This is a genomic window from Polaromonas sp. P4_F6 (assembly GCF_056401275.1).
This window is the reverse complement of sequence record NZ_JBFUJQ010000003.1, coordinates 273,730-294,188: the sequence shown is the minus strand read 5'-3', so window position 1 is coordinate 294,188 and position 20,459 is coordinate 273,730. Positions and strand designations below refer to the sequence as shown.

18 protein-coding genes are annotated in these 20,459 nt (G+C 67.1%); 6 read left to right on the top strand and 12 right to left on the bottom strand.

The features are described from left to right. Positions 1-35: 35 nt before the first annotated feature. The 6 genes from gsiB to AC1DUN_RS10785 form a co-directional block, all read right to left on the bottom strand. Entirely contained in the window at positions 36-1,583 is a 1,548-nt protein-coding gene (gsiB, locus tag AC1DUN_RS10810) for a glutathione ABC transporter substrate-binding protein GsiB (RefSeq protein WP_477662596.1), read from the bottom strand. 79 nt (positions 1,584-1,662) lie between these two features. Beyond that, complete coding sequence (locus AC1DUN_RS10805) at positions 1,663-3,525, bottom strand: dipeptide ABC transporter ATP-binding protein (RefSeq protein ID WP_477713936.1); 1,863 nt, start codon at positions 3,523-3,525, stop codon at positions 1,663-1,665. Further along, on the bottom strand, positions 3,522-4,478 hold the full coding sequence (locus AC1DUN_RS10800) for an isoaspartyl peptidase/L-asparaginase family protein (RefSeq protein ID WP_477714093.1): 957 nt from the start codon (positions 4,476-4,478) through the stop codon (positions 3,522-3,524). Before AC1DUN_RS10800 ends, AC1DUN_RS10805 begins: the two co-directional genes overlap by 4 nt. A 50-nt stretch (positions 4,479-4,528) precedes the next feature. Then, positions 4,529-5,488, bottom strand: a complete 960-nt coding sequence (locus tag AC1DUN_RS10795) for a MurR/RpiR family transcriptional regulator (RefSeq protein ID WP_074578400.1) — start codon at positions 5,486-5,488, stop codon at positions 4,529-4,531. A 193-nt stretch (positions 5,489-5,681) separates the two neighbouring features. Next, on the bottom strand, positions 5,682-5,975 hold the full coding sequence (locus AC1DUN_RS10790) for a hypothetical protein (RefSeq protein ID WP_477713935.1): 294 nt from the start codon (positions 5,973-5,975) through the stop codon (positions 5,682-5,684). Between the two features lie 94 nt (positions 5,976-6,069). After that, on the bottom strand, positions 6,070-6,636 hold the full coding sequence (locus tag AC1DUN_RS10785) for an NAD(P)H-dependent oxidoreductase (RefSeq protein WP_477713934.1): 567 nt from the start codon (positions 6,634-6,636) through the stop codon (positions 6,070-6,072). 87 nt (positions 6,637-6,723) lie between these two features. Here AC1DUN_RS10785 and AC1DUN_RS10780 point away from each other — a divergent pair, with 87 nt between their 5' ends. Further along, positions 6,724-7,146, top strand: a complete 423-nt coding sequence (locus AC1DUN_RS10780; protein ID WP_477662591.1) for a VOC family protein — start codon at positions 6,724-6,726, stop codon at positions 7,144-7,146. Between the two features lie 6 nt (positions 7,147-7,152). Here the strand turns inward: AC1DUN_RS10780 and AC1DUN_RS10775 are convergent, their stop codons facing one another. Further along, positions 7,153-7,788: a LysE family translocator gene (locus AC1DUN_RS10775; protein ID WP_477713933.1), complete on the bottom strand. Its 636-nt coding sequence runs from the start codon at positions 7,786-7,788 to the stop codon at positions 7,153-7,155. Positions 7,789-7,799: 11 nt separating this feature from the next. Continuing rightward, complete coding sequence (locus tag AC1DUN_RS10770) at positions 7,800-8,321, bottom strand: hypothetical protein (RefSeq protein WP_477713932.1); 522 nt, start codon at positions 8,319-8,321, stop codon at positions 7,800-7,802. A gap of 86 nt (positions 8,322-8,407) precedes the next feature. On the opposite strand from AC1DUN_RS10770, the gene AC1DUN_RS10765 reads away from it, so the two are divergent. Continuing rightward, positions 8,408-9,358: a helix-turn-helix transcriptional regulator gene (locus AC1DUN_RS10765; protein ID WP_413329950.1), complete on the top strand. Its 951-nt coding sequence runs from the start codon at positions 8,408-8,410 to the stop codon at positions 9,356-9,358. 7 nt (positions 9,359-9,365) lie between these two features. Here AC1DUN_RS10765 and AC1DUN_RS10760 read toward each other — a convergent pair whose 3' ends face one another. Beyond that, on the bottom strand, positions 9,366-10,715 hold the full coding sequence (locus AC1DUN_RS10760) for a D-amino acid dehydrogenase (RefSeq protein ID WP_477713931.1): 1,350 nt from the start codon (positions 10,713-10,715) through the stop codon (positions 9,366-9,368). A 169-nt stretch (positions 10,716-10,884) separates the two neighbouring features. On the opposite strand from AC1DUN_RS10760, the gene AC1DUN_RS10755 reads away from it, so the two are divergent. Then, positions 10,885-11,829 carry a LysR family transcriptional regulator ArgP gene (locus AC1DUN_RS10755; protein ID WP_477713930.1) on the top strand — a complete coding sequence of 315 codons (945 nt, stop codon included), beginning with the start codon at positions 10,885-10,887 and terminating at the stop codon, positions 11,827-11,829. Between the two features lie 213 nt (positions 11,830-12,042). After that, positions 12,043-16,107, top strand: coding sequence for a PAS domain S-box protein (locus AC1DUN_RS10750; RefSeq protein ID WP_477713929.1), 4,065 nt, complete (start codon positions 12,043-12,045; stop codon positions 16,105-16,107). Between the two features lie 206 nt (positions 16,108-16,313). Here the strand turns inward: AC1DUN_RS10750 and AC1DUN_RS10745 are convergent, their stop codons facing one another. Both AC1DUN_RS10745 and AC1DUN_RS10740 read right to left on the bottom strand, forming a co-directional pair. Continuing rightward, positions 16,314-16,865 carry a hypothetical protein gene (locus AC1DUN_RS10745; RefSeq protein ID WP_477713928.1) on the bottom strand — a complete coding sequence of 184 codons (552 nt, stop codon included), beginning with the start codon at positions 16,863-16,865 and terminating at the stop codon, positions 16,314-16,316. Between the two features lie 259 nt (positions 16,866-17,124). After that, positions 17,125-17,976 (bottom strand): metallophosphoesterase, encoded by an 852-nt coding sequence (locus AC1DUN_RS10740; protein WP_477713927.1) that lies wholly within the window; start codon positions 17,974-17,976, stop codon positions 17,125-17,127. A 92-nt stretch (positions 17,977-18,068) separates the two neighbouring features. Between AC1DUN_RS10740 and AC1DUN_RS10735 the strand changes: the two genes are divergently transcribed. Continuing rightward, entirely contained in the window at positions 18,069-18,482 is a 414-nt protein-coding gene (locus AC1DUN_RS10735; RefSeq protein WP_477713926.1) for a DUF1801 domain-containing protein, read from the top strand. Continuing rightward, positions 18,482-18,904 carry a VOC family protein gene (locus tag AC1DUN_RS10730; protein ID WP_477713925.1) on the top strand — a complete coding sequence of 141 codons (423 nt, stop codon included), beginning with the start codon at positions 18,482-18,484 and terminating at the stop codon, positions 18,902-18,904. The genes AC1DUN_RS10735 and AC1DUN_RS10730 overlap by 1 nt, the downstream gene beginning before the upstream one ends. A 24-nt stretch (positions 18,905-18,928) precedes the next feature. Here the strand turns inward: AC1DUN_RS10730 and AC1DUN_RS10725 are convergent, their stop codons facing one another. After that, positions 18,929-20,458, bottom strand: a complete 1,530-nt coding sequence (locus AC1DUN_RS10725) for a sensor histidine kinase (protein WP_477713924.1) — start codon at positions 20,456-20,458, stop codon at positions 18,929-18,931. Position 20,459 lies beyond the last annotated feature (1 nt).

The window sequence follows — 20,459 nt, the reverse complement described above, 5'->3', positions numbered from 1 at the left end:
AGAGGCTAGGTGGGCTGAGGCTGGCGCGGCCGGGATTACTTGAGTTCGACTTCGTCGAAGTTGAAGCTGCCGTCCGGGGCTACGTAAAAGCCGGCCAGGTTGCGCGCACGCACCGACAGCACGCGTTCGGTGACCAGGAAAACCCAGGGTGCGTCTTTCCAGATGCGCTGCTGGGCGTCGGTGTACAGCCTGGCTTTTTCCGCGCTGCTGGTGGTGACCAGCGCCTTGGCGATGTCGGCGTCCACTTCAGCATTCTTGTAGTAGGCGGTGTTGAACATCTTGGGCGGCAGGGACTCGGAGGCCAGCAGGGGGCGCAGCGCCCAGTCGGCTTCGCCGGTGGACGAGGACCAGCCCACGTAGTACATGCGCACCGGCGCCGTCGCGGGGTCCTGCGCGCTTTCCACGCGCTCCACGCGCTGGCCGGCTTCCAGCGCCTGCACCTGCACCTTGACGCCGACCTGGGCCAGTTGCTGCTGCACGAACTGGATCACCTTCTGCGCCGTGGTGTAGTTGTAGGCCGACCACAAGGTGCTTTCGAAACCGTTGGGATAGCCGGCTTCCTTCAGCAGCTCGCGCGCCTTGGCCGGGTTGTAGGGCCAGGGACCCAGCTTGGCGGCGTATTCCACGCCGTGCGGCACCACGCCTTCGGCGGGAATCGCGTAGCCCGAGAAGGCCACCTTGACCAGGGCTTCCTTGTTGATCGCGTAGTTGATGGCCTCACGCACCTTCGGATTGTCGAAGGGCTTTTGCAGCGTGTTCATCGAGAGGTAGCGGTGGATGATGGAGGGCGCGCTCGTCACTTCCAGGCTGGGCTTCTTCGACAGGCTTTCCACCGTCTCGGGCGGCATGGGGAAGGCGAAGTGGGCCTCGTTGGTCTGCATCATGGCCGCACGCGTGTTGTTGTCCACCACCGGGCGCCAGGTGATGCTGTCCACCTTGGGGTAGCCCTTCTTCCAGTAGCCTTCCCACTTGGCGACCTTCAGGTAGTCGGTGGCCTTCCACTCGACGAACTTGAAGGGCCCGGTGCCCACGGGGTTTTGCGCGATGCCCTTGCTGCCGTACTTGGCCAGCGCCGCGGGCGAAATCATCACGCCCGAGGGATGGGCCAGCGTGTTGATGAAGGGCGAGAAGGGCTCCTTGAGCGTCACGCGCACGGTGCTGGCGTCCACCGCTTCGGTTTTGGCGATGTTCTTGTAGAGGTTGTAGCGCTTGAGCTTGTTGTCGGGGTTGGTGACGCGGTCGAAATTGACCTTCACGGCCTCGGCGTTGAAGGGCGTGCCGTCATGGAACTTGATGCCGGACTTGAGCTTGAAGGTGTAGACCAGGCCGTCCTTGCTCACGGTATGGCTCTCGGCCAGCACCGGCACCATCTTCATGTCCTTGTCGAAACCGTACAGCCCCTGGTAGAAGGACTTGGCCATGGCTTGCGACAACGTGTCGTTGGAATCATAGGGATCGGTGCTGGTGAAATTGGACTGGACGGCAACGACCACGTCCTTGGCGGCATGGGCCGGCGCGGCAAGGCCCATCAGGCCGATGATGCCGGCCAGCGCGGCGGTGAGGGTGGAAAGACGATTCTTCATGAAAAAACTCCTAGGGGCGAAACGAGGGGCAGACACGGGAGGCGGAAAGGTGAAGGCGGGAGGAGGGCAATGAGGGTGCTCAATAAGGGCCTCCCACCGAATGCCGCGCGACAAAATGCCCCGGCGCCACCTGGTGCAGCGGCGCGACTTGCGGCGCGTCGCCCACGGCGCGTATGGGGCTGGGAATCTCATCGGCCATGAGCTCGCGCACGGCGCTGCGGCGCGCCGGGTCGGCGACCGGAACGGCCGCCAGCAGGCGCCGGGTGTAGGCGTGCTGCGGGTTCTCGAACACGGCGCGGCGCGGGCCGATCTCCACGATCTGGCCCAGGTACATCACGGCCACGCGGTGGCTGATGCGCTCGACCACCGCCATGTCGTGCGAGATGAACAGGAAGGCGACGCCGAACTCCTGCTGCAGGTCCAGCATCAGGTTGATGATCTGCGCGCGAATCGACACGTCCAGCGCCGACACCGCCTCGTCGGCGATCACCACCTTGGGGTTGAGCGCCAGTGCCCGCGCGATCGCCACGCGCTGGCGCTGCCCGCCGGAGAATTCGTGCGGGTAGCGATGGGCCGCCTCGGCCGGCAGGCCCACCTTGCCCAGCAGCCAGCGCACGCGCTCCTCGGCCTCCTTGGGCGAGGCGAGCTTGTGGATCAGCATGGGCTCCATGACCGAATAGCCTATGGTCAGCCGCGGATCGAGCGAGGCGAAAGGGTCCTGGAAGACGAACTGGATGTCGCGGCGCAGCGCCTGCAGGGCCCGGCCCTTGAGCGCCGAAATGTCGCGCCCCGCGACCTCGACCTGCCCGCTGTTGAATTCGAGCAGCCGTGCCAGCGAGCGGCCGGTGGTGGATTTTCCGCAACCGGATTCACCCACCAGCGACAGGGTTTCGCCGGCCTTGAGTTCGAAGCTGAGCTGCTCCACCGCATACACCTGCCGGCGCACGCGGCCGAGCAGGCCGCCCGCCAGCGGAAAACGCGTGACCAGGTCCTGCACCTTGAGCACGGGCGGCAGGTCGTTGCGCACGGTGCTGGCGGCGCTGAGGGGCTGGCCGTTATCTTGCAGCGGCGCGCCCGGCACCGCGAAGCGCGCCGGCAAATCCTGCCCATGCATGGCGCCCAGCCTGGGCACGGCCGCCAGCAAGGCCTGGGTGTAGGGCTGCTGCGGCCTGGCAAACAGGGTGGCGCAGTCGCCTTCCTCCACCTTGTCGCCGCGGTACATCACGAGCACGCGGTCGGCGATTTCGGCCACCACGCCCATGTCGTGGGTGATGAAGATCACCGCCATGGCGAGTTCGCGCTGCAGTTGCTGGATCAGCGCGAGAATCTGCGCCTGGATGGTCACGTCCAGCGCCGTGGTCGGCTCGTCGGCGATCAGCAGCGTGGGCTTGCAGGCCAGCGCCATGGCGATCACCACGCGCTGGCGCATTCCGCCCGACAGCTGGTGCGGATGGCGGCCCAGCACGTTTTTGGCTTCCGGGATGCGGACCAGGTCCAGCATGCGCAGCGCCTCGGCCAGCGCCGCCTGGCGCGAAAGTCCCTGGTGCAGGCGTATCGATTCGGCGATCTGCTCGCCCACCGTGAACACCGGGTTGAGCGAGGTCATGGGCTCCTGGAACACCATGGCGAGGTCGGCCCCGCGCAGGCTGCGCATCTGCGACTGCGAAGCGCGCGCCAGGTCCAGACGCTCGCCGTTGCGGCGCGTCAGCCACATGCGGCTGTCGCTGCCCAGGCGTCCGCCGCCTTGCTCCACCAGGCGCATCAGGGCCAGCGAGGACACCGATTTGCCGGAACCCGATTCACCCACGATGGCCAGCGTCTCCCCGGCGTCCACGTGAAAGCCGAGATTGCGCACCGCGTGCACGGTGCGCTGCTCGCTGGCAAAACTCACGCTGAGGTCGCTGACCTCGATCACGCGCTGGCGGCCGGGCTGGGCGCTCATGCGGAGAATCCCTCGACGGCGTCGGCGTAAATGGCGCTCACCGGCGCCTCGCCCACGCGGGCCCAGCCGCGGTACATGCCTTCGGTGTTGAAGGGCAGGCTCAGCTTGCCCTGCGCATCGACGGCGATCAGGCCGCCCCGCCCGCCTATGGCGGGCAGCACCTTCATGACCACTTCCCGGGCGGCCGCGTCCAGCGGCATGCCGGCATAGGCCATGCGCGCGCAGATGTCGTAGGCTGCCGCGGTGCGTATGAACATTTCACCGGTGCCGGTGCAGGAAATCGCCGCCGTGCGGTTGTCGGCATAGGTGCCGGCGCCTATCAGGGGCGAGTCGCCCACGCGGCCGGCGCGCTTGTTGGTCATGCCGCCGGTGGAGGTGGCGGCGGCCAGGTTGCCTTGCGCGTCCAGGGCCACGGCGCCCACGGTGCCCAGCTTGCGGCCTTCGTCCAGGGGCGCGGCGGCGGCCGTGCCTGAGCGGAAGGCCAGGGCCGCGCCGTCGTGGTCCAGCACGGCCGCGTCGGTCGCGAGCGCGCGCCGCAACTGCTCGCGGCGGGCCTCGGTCGAAAAATAATCGGGCGAGACCATTTCGAGCCCGCACTCCTCGGCGAAGGCCTCGGCACCGGCCCCCACCAGCAGCACGTGCGCGCTGCGCTCCATCACGGCGCGCGCCGCGCGCACCGGGCGGCGCACGCGGTTCACGCAGGCCACCGCGCCGGCGCGCAAGGTGGCGCCGTCCATCACGGCTGCGTCGAGTTCATGGGTTTCGTCGTGGGTGAAGACGGCGCCGTGCCCGGCATTAAAAAGCGGGCAGTCTTCGAGCAGTTCCACCGCCAGGCTGACCGCATCCAGTGCGCGGCCGCCGCCGGCCAGCAGCTGCTGCGCGGGCCGCAGGATGGCCTGCAGGGCGGCGTGGTACGCCGCGTTTTGTTCCGCGCTGATGTGGCTGCGGCTCATGGTGCCGGCGCCGCCGTGGATGGCGATAAGGGGAATGGGCTGGGGCCGTGTCACTTGGAAACCTTTGGCGATTTGGGTGGGGTGCGGGCTTTGCGAGGGGCGGGCGCCGCGGCGTCGGCATCGGCGCGCAGCCGGCTGGCATGGTTGCCGTGCAGCCAGGGCAGCACCGACTCGGCCAGCTGTGTCGCCGCCTTGAGCGAGTCTTTGGCGCTGTGGGCGACCGCGCTGCACAAGGCCTCGATCAGCGCCAGTACGGTGGCCTCGGAATTGGCGAAATACTGGCTCTCGGTGTGGGCGTAGAGCGCGACGCTGGCCAGCGGCGCCAGCGGCGATGTCACGCGGTCGGTCAGCGCCAGCACCGGCACACCGGCGTCGTGCGCGCGGCGCGCCAGCAAGATCGTGTCGCTGAAATAGCGCGGGTAGGCGATGGCGATCAGCAGGTCCTCAGGCTTCAGGCGCGCCAGCAGGCGCGCGCCGTAAGAGGAGCTTTCCACGCTGGCCAGCAGCTGGACGTTGTCGCAGTAAGGGTCCAGCGATCGCTGCAGCAAACCGCCCAGCCAGCTGCTGCTGCCAAAGCCGGCAATGTAGATGCGCCGTGCCTTCAGGATGGCCGCTACCGCCTGTTCGCAGCTCTGGGCATCCAGCGCTTGCCGCGTCAGCTCGATGTTGCGCTGGCTTTGCGCCAGCGCGGAGGCAAACACGTCGGCCACCGTGGCGGAGTGCTCCAGCTTGTTGCGCAGCTTTTCGACCGGGGCCAGTGTGGCTTCGAAGCCCAGCACCAGCGCGGCGCGGAACTGCGGGTAGCCCTCAAATTCCAGCGCCCGGGCGAAGCGGTTGGCGGTGGCCACGGAAACCCCCAGCGTGGCGGCCAGCTCGTCGATGGGCATGGTTGCTGCTTGCAGGGGGTGGGCCAGCACATAGTCGGCCATCTGCCGGTGGGAGCGCGTCAGCGTCGGCAGCAAACGCCCAATACGCTGTGCCATCGAGGGGTTGCCGGGAAATGTGGCCATCAGGGCTGAGCTGAATTAAATGTATATAAATTTACAAACTAATTCATCATAACGAAATATTTGATCATTTCCAATCAAATTGAAACCGGCAATGCCTTGCAGGGCGGCGCGGCCGGGAACAGCGCAAATGGTGCGGTTGTCGATCAGCAGGGCTGGAGGCGCATGCGCGCCATCCGCAAATGCAGGGATGGCGCTAGGACCCGAGCTTTTTGTAGGCGCGGTCCATTTCCACGCTTTTGCTGGTGTCTTTCACGCCGCGCTTCAGGTCGCGCCCCGCCTGCTCGACGACCGGGTCGGGCTTGGCATTCGTCATGTCCACCGCCTGGTCGCGCTCGTGCGGCAGTTCCAGGCTGGACTCGACGGCGCCGTCCTTCGGGGTGCCCTGCTGGCCGGGACGCGAACCTTGTGCACGCGGGTCTTTCGCCGGCATGCCTTTGCTGGAGGCGGGTTGCGCGCGGCTGTTCAGGGGCGTGTTTTTTGGGGTCATGGAACGACTCTGCGTGTCCCGCCGCGCCGGCCCTGTCAGCCCGGAAAATCAGGCCCTGTAGGAGAAGGCCACTTGAAGCGGCTTCGACCAGCCTTCAGGCTGCCAGAAAGCTGGCGGCCTGCGCCAGCGCCGCCGTATCGGCCTTGACGGCATCGGGCGGCCCGCCCTTGCCCCAGAGTTCGCCGCCGTAGTTCATGGCCATGAATTGCGCGCACAGGCGGATGGAGTCGATCATGGGCTGGGCCTTGGCGCGGTCGCCGCTGGTGGTGACCAGCCGCAGCGTCTTTTTCGCCATCTCTTCCTTGAAGGGCAGGCCGGGCACGCGCATCCAGGCGCTCCAGTGGTCCAGGTAGATTTTCAGCGGCGCCGGGATGCTGTACCAGTAGACCGGGGCCACGAAGACGATGTCGGTGGCGGCCAGGGTCGCGTCCAGCAGGATCTTCATGTCGCCCTCGGGCATGGGGTACTGGCCCGTGGTGTGGCGCTGGTCTACAAACGGCGGCATTTGCATGCGTGCCAAATGGAGCCAGGCCTGGGGCGTGCCGGCCGGCAGCGCCGCGGCGGCCTGCCGGGCCAGCCATTCGGTGTTGCCCAGCGCGCCGGGTTCACGCGTGGAGGTGGCCAGGAAGAGGAATTGGGAGGGAGCATTCATGGCGGCCATGGTAGCGGCAGCCGCGAGCCCTTGCAGCTGCGGGGTTTGGGTCCGCGTGCCAGAATCGGGCACCGATTCTCAGGAGCCGCCTTTGCCATGATCCGTATTCGCGACATCGACCACATCGTCCTGCGGGTCAGCGACCTCATGGGCATGCTGCGCTTTTACCAGCAGGTGCTGGGCTGCAGCCTGGAGCGCCGGCAGGACGCCATCGGCCTGGTGCAGCTGCGCGCCGGCCGCTCATTGGTGGACCTGGTGCCGGTGGACGGCCCGCTGGGCAAGGCCGGCGGCGCGGCGCCGGGAAAGGAAGGCCGCAATGTCGACCATGTCTGCTTTCGCGTCGAGCCCTTTGATGCCGACGTGATTCGCCGCCACCTGGCGGCCCATGGCGTTGAGGCGGGCGAGGTGGAATCGCGCTATGGCGCCGAGGGCGAGGGGCCTTCGATCTACCTCAACGACCCCGAAGGCAACACCGTGGAACTCAAGGGCCCGCCCTGGCCCGAGGGCGGCAAGCCCTGAATAATCCTAGAACTGCCGCCAGCCCTGCCAGGCCGTGAAACCGGCGCACACAATCAGCACGACGCCCACGGTGCGCGCCATCACCACGCTGGCGCCCGGCCGGTCGGCCAGCCACTGGCGCGCGCCGGCGGCGGCCAGCGCCAGCGAGCCATACACGCCGGTCTGGGTCAGCGCGATGATGAGGCCCAGCGCCAGCGCCTGTATCCACAGCGAGCCGTATTCCAGCCGCAGGAACTGCGGAAAAATCGCCAGCATGAACAAATAGGCCTTGGGATTCAGCAGGCAGGTCAGCGCGGCCTGCCGGAGGGTGCGCCATGGCGGGCTTTCCTGCAGCGCCGGCAGGCCGCCGAACACCGAGTGGCTGCGCGTGAGCGACCAGCCTATCCACGCGATGTAGAGGCTGCCCGCGACAAGCATCACATGGACCATACCGGGCACCAGCTTGAGCACAATGCCCAGCCCCAGCGCGCCGGCTGCCACGTGGCAGGCGCCGCCGGCCACGATGCCGCCGACCGCGAACAGGCCGGCGCGGCGCCCGCCGGTCAGCGAGCTGGCCATCACAAAGGCCATGTCCATACCGGGCAGGATGATGATGCCCAGCACCATCAGGAAAAACAGCCAGAGGTGGGTGAACTGCTCCATGGCCGGCCCTCCTAGCGCAATGCGGAATAGGCGGGCCGGGCCAGGTCCATCACCCAGTTGGTTTCCCAGTGGCGGCCGCCGTCCTCGGAGAATGCCTGCTCCCAGCGGGCGCGGATGGGCGTGATGCCCGACCAGGTAAAGCGCACCCGCACCGGCCGGCCTTCATGGCTGTCGTGGCCCTCAAAGCGGCCCGTGCCGTCCACAAACGCGCCCATCACCGGCGGCTGCATCAGGCCGTCGCTGTGGCTAACCCAGTAAATGCTCCAGAGCCGGGTCTGCGGGCTGAAAAAGCGCAGCGACATGCCCAGGGTTTGTTTGCCGTCCACGACCAGGTCGTTCATATTGCCCAGGCCGCCGAGCAGCAGCGCGCCGTCCTGCACGGCCTCAAAACGTTCCCAGTCGGTGCAGCCCGCCAGGCGCTTTTTGAGCCGCTTGTTGCTGACCAGCCAGCGCCCCGCGATGAAGTTGAAGTCGTGCCGCCCGTCGTTCAATTGGGACGGGTCCAGGGGATTGGGCAGGGTGGTCATGGTCATGGTTGGTTCGCATTACCTGTGTAAAAACCCAGTCTATGGATGTAATAGGGCTATTTCAGCCCTGATTAAGGGCTAAACTTTTCAGCATGTATTCCCCGACCACCCGTGTCTTGACCGTGCTGGAACTGCTGCAGTCCCACGGGCGCATGAGCGGCGCCGAACTGGCGCGGCGGCTGGAGGTGGACGGCCGCACCTTGCGCCGCTACATCGCCAAGCTGGAAGACCTGGGCATCCCGGTGGTGGCCGAACGCGGCCGCTACGGCTGCTACAGCCTGATCGCCGGCTTCAAGCTGCCGCCCATGATGTTCACCGACGACGAAGCCCTGGCGCTGTCCCTGGGCCTGCTGGCCGCGCGCAGCCTGGGGCTGGCCGAAGCCGCGCCGGCCGCGCAGAGCGCGCAGGCCAAGCTCGAGCGCGTGATGCCGCACAACCTGAAAAACCGCGTTCGCGGGCTCGGTGAAACGGTGAGGCTGGACCTGCGCCGCGCCGACGCGCCCGGCGACAACACCGCCTTGCTGGCCTTGAGCGCCGCGGCGCACGGCTGGCAGCGTGTGCACATGGCTTACCAGTCGGCCGAAGGCGAGGTGACCGAGCGCGAGTTCGACGCCTACGGCCTGGTGTTTCGCAAGGGCCGCTGGTATGCGGCGGGCTGGTGCCACCTGCGCGGCGCGCTGCGCTCATTCCGGCTGGACCGGGTGCGCGAGGTGCGCGCCCTCAATGTGGTGTTCACGCCGCCGGCCGACTTCGACGCGGTGCAGCACCTGGCGCTGGGCCTGGCGACCATGCCGCGCAGCAATACCGTGCGGCTGCTTTTGCACACCGACCTGCAGACCGCGCAGATGGAACTGCCCGACAGCGTGGGCGTGTTCCAGCCCAGCGAGGAGGGCGTGCTGCTGCACAGCCAGACCGACCACCTGGGCTGGTTCGCGCGGCAGCTGATGCGTTTGTCTTTTTCCTTCGACGTCCAGGAGCCCGCGGCCTTGCGCGTCGCGCTGCGCGAGCATGCACAGCGCACCCTGGAGCAGCACGCTGCCTAGGCCGTGATCAGGCGGTCTTGGTCTGCAGGCGGTTGCTGGCGCGATCCTGCCCGTAAAAGCCGAAATTCATGGCCGGCACTTCACCGCTGATCAGCTCGGCGATGGCCTTGCCCGAGCCCGCGCCGTGCGTCCAGCCCAGCGTGCCGTGGCCGGCGTTGACCCACAGGCGGCCGACCCGGGTCTTGCCGATGTAGGGGATGTTGGTCGGTGTCGCGGGGCGCAGGCCGGTCCAGAAGTTCGGCGTGCCGCCTTGCTCCTCCAGGCGGGTATCGCACACGCCCGGCAACACCTCCTCGATGCGGTCGGCCAGCATCTTGCAGCGGGCCTTGGCCAGCGGCGTGTCCAGCGAAAGGTCGTAGCCGCCAACCTCGATGGTGCCGGCCACGCGCAGCTGGTCGCCGAGCCGGCTCATGGCGCATTTGACTTCGTCGTCGATGGTGCTGACAAAAGGCGCCAGCTCAGGCTTGAGCAGCTTGAAGGTGGCGCTGTAGCCCTTGCCGGGGTAGATGGGCAGGTCGACGCCCACGGTGCGCAGCAGCGGCGCCGTGTGGGAGCCGCAGGCCACGACGATTTCGTCGGCCTTGAGGCGGACCAGCTCCTGGTTCTCGCCGCGAATCGTGCGCGGCCGCACGGCGACGGACTCAATGGCGCCACCGGTCTTTTCCAGCCGCGCTATGTCGTGGCCGTAGAGGAAACGCGCGCCGCGGGCGGCGCAGCGCTGCGCCAGCGCCTGGGTGAAAACGCGGGCGTCGCCGCTTTCGTCGCTGGCGGTGTAAGTGCCGCCCACGATGCGGTGCGCGAAGGACTTGAAGGCCGGCTCTATGGCCAGCAGCTCGGCCGTGCCCACCACGCGGCGCGCCACGCCGTATTTGCGCATCAGGGCCGCGGCCTCGCCGGCCGTGTCAAAAGCTTTCTGGTCGGTGTAGTAGTGCGCGATGCCGCGCTCGAGCCGGTTGTATTCGATGCCGGTGGCGGCCACCACCTCCTTGAGCGCCGCATGGCTGTAGGCGCCCAGCGCCACCAGCTGCTGCACGTTGCGCTCGAAGGCGGTGTCGTTGCACTGCGCCAGGAACTGCAGGCCCCAGCGCCACTGCTGCCAGCCTTCGCCGAAGGGCAGCTGCGGGCGGAACAGCAGCGGGGCGTCGTCCCGGAACATCCATTTCAAGGCCTTCAGCGGTGCGTCCTTGTTGGCCCAGGGCTCGCAATAGCTGACGGAAATCTGCGCCGCGTTGCCGAAGCTGGTCTCCAGCGCCGCGTCGGGCTGGCGGTCCACCACCGTGACCTCATGGCCGCGTTCCAGCAGATGCCAGGCCGTGCTCACGCCGATGATGCCGGCCCCTAAAACTACAACTTTCATCGCTAACCCCTTTGCAACATTCCAGTGTGAAGGATGTTGCTTTCAATTAATAGAAAAATTAAACTCTCAGTGAAAACATCAGAACAGCTAATAAAGCTAAATAGCGCCGGTGGCTGGCACAACTAGCACAACTGGTAGGGCAAATAGAAAACGGAAGAGGGGATGTGGGATGAGTACTTTTGATCCTGATGCACTCGAATGCCTGGCGGCGATCGTGGAAGAAGGCGGCTTTGAGCGCGCGGCGCAGCGCCTGTCCATCACCCAGTCGGCGGTGTCGCAGCGCCTGCGGGCCCTGGAGGCCCAGGTCGGCACCGTGCTGATCGTGCGCAGCCGGCCGCTCAAGCCCACCTCGGCCGGCCAGCTGTTGCTTAAACACACCAAAATGCTGCGTCTTTTGCGCGCCGACCTGGAGCGCGACCTCAAGGAGCTGGCGCCCAGCTCGCTGGGCGGCGCGCGCGAGGAAGAGCGCATTTCCATCGCCATCAACGCCGACAGCATCGCCACCTGGGCCTTGCCGGCGCTGACCGAGCTGGTGCAGCAGGGCCTGCCCATGGAGATCATCCACGACGACCAGAATTTCACCCATGAATGGCTGCGCGAAGGCCAGGTGCTGGGCTGCGTGACCACGCTCAAGCAGGCGCTGCGCGGCTGCAAGGTGGAGCCGCTGGGCGCGATGCAGTACATCGCGGTGGCCGCGCCGGCCTTCGCGCAGGGCCGGCTCGGCCAGCGCGACGCCGCCGGCGACAGGCTGGCCGCGCCGGCACTGACCCAATACAACTTCCGCGAAGTGCCTTTTATCGCCTTCAACCGCAAGGATGAATTGCCGGTCGAATTTGTGGGCAAGGCCTTCGGGCTCAAGCGTGTCACCCTGAACCAGCTGTTTGTGCCCTCGTCGGAAGGCATGGTCAGGGCTGTGCTGGCGGGCTGGGGCGTCAGTGTGGTGCCCCGCCTGCTGGCGCAGGGCCTGATAGACCAGGGCCTGCTGGTCAATGTGGCGCCCCATTACACCCTGCCGGTGCAGCTGTACTGGCATTGCTGGAACCTGGAATCCGAGGTGCTGGACGCCCTGACGGCCGCGCTCAAGCAGACCGCGGCCCAGTCGCTGGTGCCCTGAGGCGCGGCCGGCCGGTTTGGGCCGGAACAAACCCTTGGTATTCAATTTGCCCTCGCCAGGCCGGGTATAACCCTGTAGGACAAGGCCTGGGATAGAGACTTATGGCCTCAGTTCGGGGACTATTCCCATTTACAAAAGCCTGGGGGGTGCGCACACTGCAAAAGCCATGCGGGGCAGGCTGCGGCGTGGCATGAAAGGCATAAGGTAATCCGAATGCTGGGATGGCTGGGACTGCGTACCCGTCTGGTAATGCTGGTGCTGCTCGCGCTGCTCCCCGTCTTCGGCTTGCTTGTTTACTCCGCGCAGCAAAGCCACCGGGCCGCGCTGCGGCTGGCGCAGTCCGACCTGCTGTCGGATGTGCTGATGCTCTCGTCGCGCACGCAGCGCACCGTGGACCTGGTCCACGAACTGCTCAGCGGCATCGCCAGCGGGCCGCACATCAAGAATCCGGTGCCCGGCCTGTGCGATCAGCACCTGAAAAACCTCCATGCCGAGCATCCCGAGTTCACCAACATAGGCCTGGCCGCGACCGACGGCAAGCTGCTGTGCGACGCGTTGGGCCTGGCCAAAAACCTGGGCACCATTGACAGGCCCTATTTCCAGCAGGTCATGGCGGGCCAGCGCTTCGCGGTGGGCCGCTATGCCGTGGGCCGCGCCAGCGGGCGTCCCGGCATAGGCTTCGCGGTACCGGTGCGCAACGAGGCCGGCAAGGTCAGCGGCGTGGCCTTCGCGGTGCTGGGCCTGCCCGCCCTGGCGGAATCGTTGGCGGATGTGTCCTCCCTGCCGGGCGCGCGCCTGTCCGTGCTGGACCGGGACGGCACGGTGCTGGCCATGTCCCCGCCGGCACCGTCCTGGCTGGGCCGGCCGCACCCGGACCCCGTCGTGCAACAGGCCGTGCGGGAGCGCCGGCAAGGTGTGCAGCAGGCGCCTGACGCGCAGGGCGTGCAGCGGGTCTATGCCGCGGCGCCCGTACCGGGCGGCGGACGCGAGGGCTTGCTTGTGGTGATCAGCGCGCCGGAAGCGGTGATCGCGGCGTCCGGCCACGAGGAGCTGGCGATTGAACTGCTGGCGCTGCTCGCCGTGGCGCTGTTCGGCGTGGCATGCGCATGGTGGCTGGGCAACCGGCTGATCGTCAACCCCGCCAAGGCGATCCTGAAAGAGGCCAACGAGGTGGCGCGGGGCAACCTTGACGCGCGCGTCAGGCTGGGCCCGCTGTACCAGGGCGAGCTCGGCGAGATCGGCCACACCTTCAACCGCATGGCCGAATCGCTGCAGGCGCGGCAGCGCGAGCTCGACGCCATGCTGGATCGCGTGGACAAGGAGCGCACCCTGCTGGACCTCATCCTCAACAGCATGAACGAGGGCGTGATCGCCGTGGACACCGAGGGCCGATTCCTGCTGTTCAACGCCACGGCACGCGCGCTGTTCAGCGGGGCGCCGGATCCCGGCATGCGGTTGGAAGACTGGCGCCGCGGCCACCAGCTGTTGATGCTGGACGGCAAAACCGCCTATGCCGAGTCGGAGCGGCCCTTGTCGCAGGCCGCGCGCGGCATCACCATCGACAATTGGGATGTGGTTTTTCGCCGGGCCGGCGCGGAAGACCGCGTGCTGCGCCTGAGCACCCGGCCGCTGCGTGATGCCGCCGGCGTGATGAAGGGCGGCGTCACCGTGTTCAACGACATCACCGCCCAGAAGGCGGCGGAAAACTTCGCCCACGCGCAGGAGCAGGTGCTGGCGCTGATCGCCGGCGGCGCGCCCCTGGCGAAATCGCTGGAAGCCGTCGTGCGCCTGATCGAAGACAGCTCGCCGGACAGCCTGTGCTCCATCCTGCTGGTCGAGGACGGGAAGCTGCACCTGGGTGCCGCGCCCAGCCTGCCCGAGCGCTACAACCAGGCCATCGAAGGCCTGCCCGTCGGCGAGGGCGTGGGGGCCTGCGGCACTGCCGCTTTCCGCAACCACCTGGTGGTGGTGGAAGACACGCAGATCGACCCGCTGATGCAGGACTACCGCGAGCTGATGCGCGAGCATGGGCTGCGAGCCTGCTGGTCCATGCCGGTGGTGTCCAACGACGGCGAGGTGCTCGCGACCTTCGCGATCTACCGCGCCTACCCCTGCAGGCCCCAGCCCGCGGAACTCGAGCTGATCAACATCGCGGCGCGGCTGGCCGGTATCGCGCTGGCGCGCGCGCGCGCCGAGGCGGCCCTGGTCAGCAGCGAGGCGCGTTTTCGCGAACTGGCGGAAAACATCCATGACGTTTTTTATATCGTCGACCCGCACACCGGCCGCCCGCTGTATGTCAGCCCCGGCTATGAAAGGGTCTGGGGCCGCAGCCGTGAAAGCCTTTATGCCGACCCTCTCTCGTACGCCGAGGTCACGCTGCCGGAGGACAACCACCTGCTCAAAGAGGCCAGGAAGCGCAACCGCAGCGGCCAGGCCTCGGATATCGAATACCGCATCCGCTCAGCGGACGGCAGGGTCCTGTGGATACGCGACCACGCCTACCCGGTCATGAACGCTGCGGGCGAGCTGGAGCGCGTGGTGGGCACGGCGCGCGACATCACCGACCGCAAGCTGGCCGACCTGGCACTGGCCAGCACCAACCGGGCTCTGCAGATGCTGAGCCGCTCCAGCGTCGCCATCAACCGCGTGGACGAGGAAGCGGGGCTGCTGGCCGAGGTGTGCCGCGTGGCCGTCGACGTGGGAGGTTACCGCATGGCCTGGGTGGGTTATGCGCAGGACGACGCGGAGCGCAGCATCCTGCCCATGGCCCATGCCGGCAACGAAAACGGCTATCTCGCGGCGATCCGCCTGAGCTGGCGCGATGACGACGCCACCGGCCAGGGCCCGGCGGGCCAAGCCGTGCGCAGCGGGCAAGCCCAGCAGACCGGCGACATCAGCCGCGTCGACAACAAGTTCTACTGGCATGCGCATGCGCTGGAGCGCGGTTTCCTCAGCGCGATCTGCCTGCCGCTGCGCGACGGGCCCCGCAGCTTTGGCGTGCTGTGCCTGTATTCGGGCGAGGCGCAGATATTCAGTGCTGATGAAATCAAGCTGCTGCAGGAGCTAGCCGACAACCTGGCCTTCGGCATCGTCAGCCTGCGCGCCCACCTGGAGCGCCAGCGCAGCCAGGAAGCCGAGCGGCAGGCCGTCATCAAGGTGCGCGAGCAGGCCTCGCTGCTGGACCGGGCGCAGGACGCCATCATGGTCCGCAACCTGGACCGGACCATACGTTTCTGGAACAAGGGCGCCGAGCGCCTTTACGGCTGGACGGCCGAGGAGGTGCTCGGCAAGACCATGGAGGATCTCATGTACCCCGATCCGCAGGTGCTTTTGGACAGCATGACCAAGACCCTGGCCAACGAGGGCGACTGGAGCGGCGAGCTCGAGCAGCGCGCGCGCGACGGTTCGACGGTGTGCATAGAAGCGCGCTGGACGGTGGTGCGCGACGAGCAGGGCAAGGTCAACGGGGTGCTGGGCATCAACACCAATATCCGTGAACGCAAGCGCGCGCGCGAGGAAATCCTGCGCCTCAATGCCAGCCTCGAGGAGCGTGTGCAGCAGCGCACCGAGCAGCTTGAATTCGCCAACAAGGAGCTGGAGGCTTTTTCCTACTCGGTGTCGCACGACCTGCGCAGCCCGCTGAGCGCGGTGGACGGCTTCAGCGACCTGCTCGAGCGGACCATGGCCAAGGCCGAAACCACTCCTTTGACCGAACGCAGCCGGCATTACCTGGCGCGCATACGCGCGGGTGTTTCACAAATGGGCGAGCTGATCGACGCCATGCTCGCGCTGGCGCAGGTGTCGCGTTCCAGCCTGCGCTGGGAGCGCGTCGACCTGAGCGCGCTCGCCGAGGCCCTGCTGGCCGGCTACCGCGAGCACGATCCCGGCCGCGACGCGCGGCTGCATGTCGAGCCCGGCGTCACGGGGCCGGGGGACCCCAGGCTGCTCAAGCAGGTGCTCGACAACCTGCTGGGCAACGCCTGGAAGTTCAGCGCCAGGCAGGCCTTCACCGAGATCAGCTTCGGCCGCGAAACCGGCGAGGCCGGCGAGACGGTGTACTTCGTGCGCGACCAGGGAGCGGGTTTTGACATGGCCTATGCCGAGAAGCTGTTCGGCGCCTTCCAGCGCCTGCACACGCCGTCGGAATTTTCCGGCACCGGCGTCGGCCTGGCCACGGTGCACCGCATCATCGCGCGGCACGGCGGCAAGGTGTGGGCCAAATCTGAACCAGGGAAGGGCGCGACCTTCTATTTCACGCTGGGCACGGAAGGTGGGTAACACCCCCGTCCAAGCTCACTGCGTGTAGCTTGTTCCCCCAAAAATTGGTACCCCCTGTCCAAGCTCACTGCGTGTAGCTTGTTCCCCCCTCAAGGGGGCGGCGCCTGCGGTCTGGCAAAGCCAGTCCCGCGGCCCCTGCTGGTAGGGGACGGCTCGCTTCGTATAGCGCCTGAGGTGCCGCGCATTACACGAAGTGCAAGTGCGGGCTAAAAGGTTTTCTGCTGGAGTGTTTCGCGCAGGGTCTGCGCCTTGTCGGCATCAAACTGGCCCTCGACCCGTGCCAGCACCTCGCCCTGGCGGTTGACCACCACGGCGTAGACCTGGTCGGTGCTGCCGAGGCCGGCGGAGCGCACAAAACTGGCGCGGTCGGTGAACACCGGCACCATCTTGGCCCGCTCGGTATCGGCCGTGTAGTGCTGCAGCAGCCGGTCTTCCACCGCGCTGCGGCCCGTGAGTGTGCCCGGGTCGTTGAGCACCGGCATGCGCATCCAGGTGATTGATGGGTCGTTCCTGAGGTTCATGCCCTGGATCCAGCTCTCGACGTCGGCTCGCTGGCCGCGCTTGAAGGTGATCAGTGCCAGCGTGCGGTCCGACGGAAGGCCTTCGGGCACCGTGACCGGCTGTCGCAGCAGGGTTTGCGCCATGAAGGCGGGCAGGCGGCCCATCACGCTGGAATCATTGGGCGCCGCGAACGCGAGTGCAAATGCCAGGCCGGCGGCGGCAAGCCAGGCGCCAAGATAGGACACATTGCTTTTCATAGTGCTCTCCCCGATTCGGGTGCGGTGCAGGAAGTCCTGCATGAACCCTTCAAGCAAGATACCTGCAAGCCGAACAGCGCGCAAATCAACAATTGGAACAAAGTGTTATCACCGCTTGACACGCTGGGCCCCACGTTGCCGACCCTGATTGGGTCGCGTGGCGCGCGGGAAGTTCCAAAGAAAAAGAGGTGCCGCCGCGCTACGACTTTAGTCAGCACCTTTGCGCCGGCCGTGCAGCCATAACGCAGCCATAAGAATGCTATTGGCCGATGGGGATCAGCAGTTCGGGCAAAAATCGCTCCTGCTCGCCTTTGCGCGCATAGCCCAGCGGGTTGGCCACCACGCGGCAGCCGCGGCTGGTGTAGTCGATCGCGCAATGCAGGTGGCCGTGCAGCCACAGGTCGGCCAGCGGCAGCAGTTCATCGAGCGCGTTGCAAAAACCCGCCGTGCCCGGCACCAGGCCGTAGCGCGGGTCGGCGCTCAGCAGGCTGGGCGCGAAATGGGTCACGGCGACCGTGGGGCCCTCAAAGGGCTGGGCCAACGCCTGTCGCAGCCAGGCCTGGCTTTGAAGGCCCTGCTCACGCACATCGGCCGCCAGCAGGGGCTGGCCATTCCTGAACGAATGGTTTTTGCTCAGGTAAAAATTGGCCGCGCGAAAGGCTTTTTCGCGTGCCTTCAGTTGCTCGCCCAGCGTGATGCCGGCGTCTTGCCCCTGGCCCGCGCTCAGGGCGTCGAAGTCGGTCCATAGCGTGCTGCCGACAAAGCGCACGCCCTGCAGCACCACGGTCTCCTGCTCCAGCCAGACCATGCCCAGCCGCTCGCAGGTTTCGCGCAGCCGCGCATGGGTGGCGTCAAAGTCCAGGCCGTCGTACTCGTGGTTGCCCGGCAGGAAGAACACCGGCGTGGGCCAGCCCGCGCCGCCCTGTGCAGCGGGCAAGGGTGAGAACCGCGCCAGGCCGAAGTCGGCGATGTCCCGTTCAGCCAGCAGCGAACCCTGCTGGTAGGAGCCGATGTCGCCGGCCAGCACCAGCAGGTCGGCGCCGGGCACGGGCTGGGCCGTGAAATTCGGGTTGGATTCGAGATGAAGGTCGGACAGGAGCTGGATGTTCACCCGCCGATTGTGCGGGAAGACGCCTGTGGCCTTGCGCCCATGCTAGATTTCACAAACTGCAAGCAGATGAAGACAGGCAACAGGAGCCGCTTGTGAAACAAGACATCGAGAACGCCGACGTCGCGCGCACCTTCGCGGCCTATCCCCCGCCGCTGCGGCGCAAGCTGCTGGTGTTGCGCCGCCTGGTCCTGGACACCGCGGCCGCCACGCCCGGCGTCGGCGAGATCGAGGAAACGCTCAAGTGGGGCGAGCCGGCCTACCTGACCTCGGCCAGCAAAAGCGGCAGCACCCTGCGCCTGGGCCCGGTCAAATCCAACCCCTCGCAGTACGCGCTTTACTTCAACTGCAAGACCACGCTGGTCGACACCTTCCGCACGCTGTTCCCGGTGGAGCTGCGCTACGAAGGCAACCGCGCCATCGTGCTGGACAGCGCCGAGGCGCTGCCGCGCGGCGCGCTGGTGTTTTGCATCACGGCGGCGCTGACTTACCACCGGAGGAGATCCTGATGAAACCCCGTATCACCTTGATCACCCTGGGCGTTGACGACCTTCAGCGCTCGCTGGCTTTTTACCGTGAGGGCCTGGGGCTGGCAACGCCCGGCATCGTGGGTGAAGAGTTCGAGCACGGCGCCGTGGTCTTCATCGAGTTGCAGCCGGGCCTCAAGCTGGCCCTGTGGCCGCGCGCCAGCCTGGCGCACGACACGGGCTTGCCGGGATCGCGGCGCGGGGCGCCGGCGTTTTCACTGGCGCACAACGTGGCCTCGCGGCAAGAGGTCGACGCCGTGATGGCCGAGGCGGGAGCAGCCGGTGCCGTGATCATCAAGCCGGCGGGCGCGACTTTTTACGGCGGTTATGCGGGCTACTTCCAGGACCCGGACGGCCATCTCTGGGAGGTGGCGTGGAACCCGCAGTTCGAGATAGCCGATTAGCCCCGCCAGCTCGGGCACGGCTTGTCAGGCCGGCGGAGCCGCCAGCCGCACCGTGAAGCTGGTGCCTTGTCCGGGCCGGCTGCTGACTTCGATCTCGCCGCGGTGCAGGTCCACGCACTCCTTGACGATGTGCAAGCCTATGCCGGTGCCGGAAATATTGCCGACGTTGGTGCCGCGGTGAAAGCTGCCGAACAGGCGCGGCAGGTCGGCCTCCGGAATGCCTATGCCCTGGTCGCTGATGCGCAAGTGGATCTGCTCGCCCACGCCGCGCACCGCAAACCTCACCGGCGTGTCCGGGTCCGAATACTTGAGCGCGTTGCCCAGCAGGTTGACCACAATGTGGCGCAGCAGCTGCTGGTCCGCCGTGCGCGGCGCGTCCAGCCCGTCGCAAGTGAGGGACACGCGCGCGGCCTGCGGGTTGCCGCGCTCGAGCTCGGCCACCACCTGCACCAGCCAGTCGGGCACCAGCAGCGGCGCGGGTTCAAACCTGAACTTGCCCAGTTCCAGGCGGCTGGTCAGCAGCACCTGTTCCACCATGTTGCTCATGCGCGCGACGGCGGTCTTGATCTGGCCCAGCAATTCGCGGCGCTCCTCGGCCGGAAAACTCGCGCCGTAGGCGTCGAGCAGCTCCACCGACGACAGGATGGCGGCCAGCGGCGTGCGGAATTCGTGCGAGGTGACGGCGACAAAGCGCGACTTGAGCTCCGACAGCTCGCGCTCGTGCGCCAGCGCCTTGAGCATGTCTTCCTCGGCCTGGCGCTTGAGCGTCACGTCGGTCAGGAAGTTCAGCGTGGCCGGCGTGCCCTCCCACTCGAACATCACCGCGCTGATTTCCAGCCAGCGCGTGACGCTCTGGCTGTGCTGCACGCGGAACTGGTAGTGGTTCTCCACCGTCTCGCCGCGCAGGCGCCTCAAGTGGTTGGCCAGCACCCGCTCGCGGTCGTCGGGGTGGATGAATTCGATGAAGGGCCGCGACTTGGCGGTGGCTTCGTCCAGCGCGGTTAGTTTCAGCGCCTTGGGATTGGCATAGAGGATGCGCCCGCCCGCGGTGACCAGGATGCCCTCGCTGACGTTTTCCACCACCGCGCGGTATTTGGCCTCGGAGTCGGTGCGCCGGCCGATTTCCACGCGCAGCTGCTTGGAGGTGTCGAGCTGCCAGGTGATGTTGTTGGCCAGGTGGATGACGCGCAACAGCTGCCCCGAGGGGCTGTGGATGGGCAGCGCGCGCTGGCTCAGCCGGGCAGCGTCGCCGTTGGGCCTGCGCACGCGGTATTCCTCGCTGCGCTTGACGGCGGCCAGCTGCAGCTGCCGCACCCGGTCGCGGTCCGCCGGGTCGACCTGCTCCAGCCACTGCCAGGGGTCGCCCGCCAGTTTGTCGGCAGACTGGCCCCAGAACATCTCGAAAGCCGGGTTGGTGTAGGTGATGCGGCCGCCGGCCGGGTCCCAGGACCAGAGCATGGCGTCGATGTTGGCGGCGATTTGCCGCAGCAATTCCTCGCCCGGCAGCGAAACAGGCGTCACGGCCGTCGTCGATGCGGAGGAGGGGGCGGACATG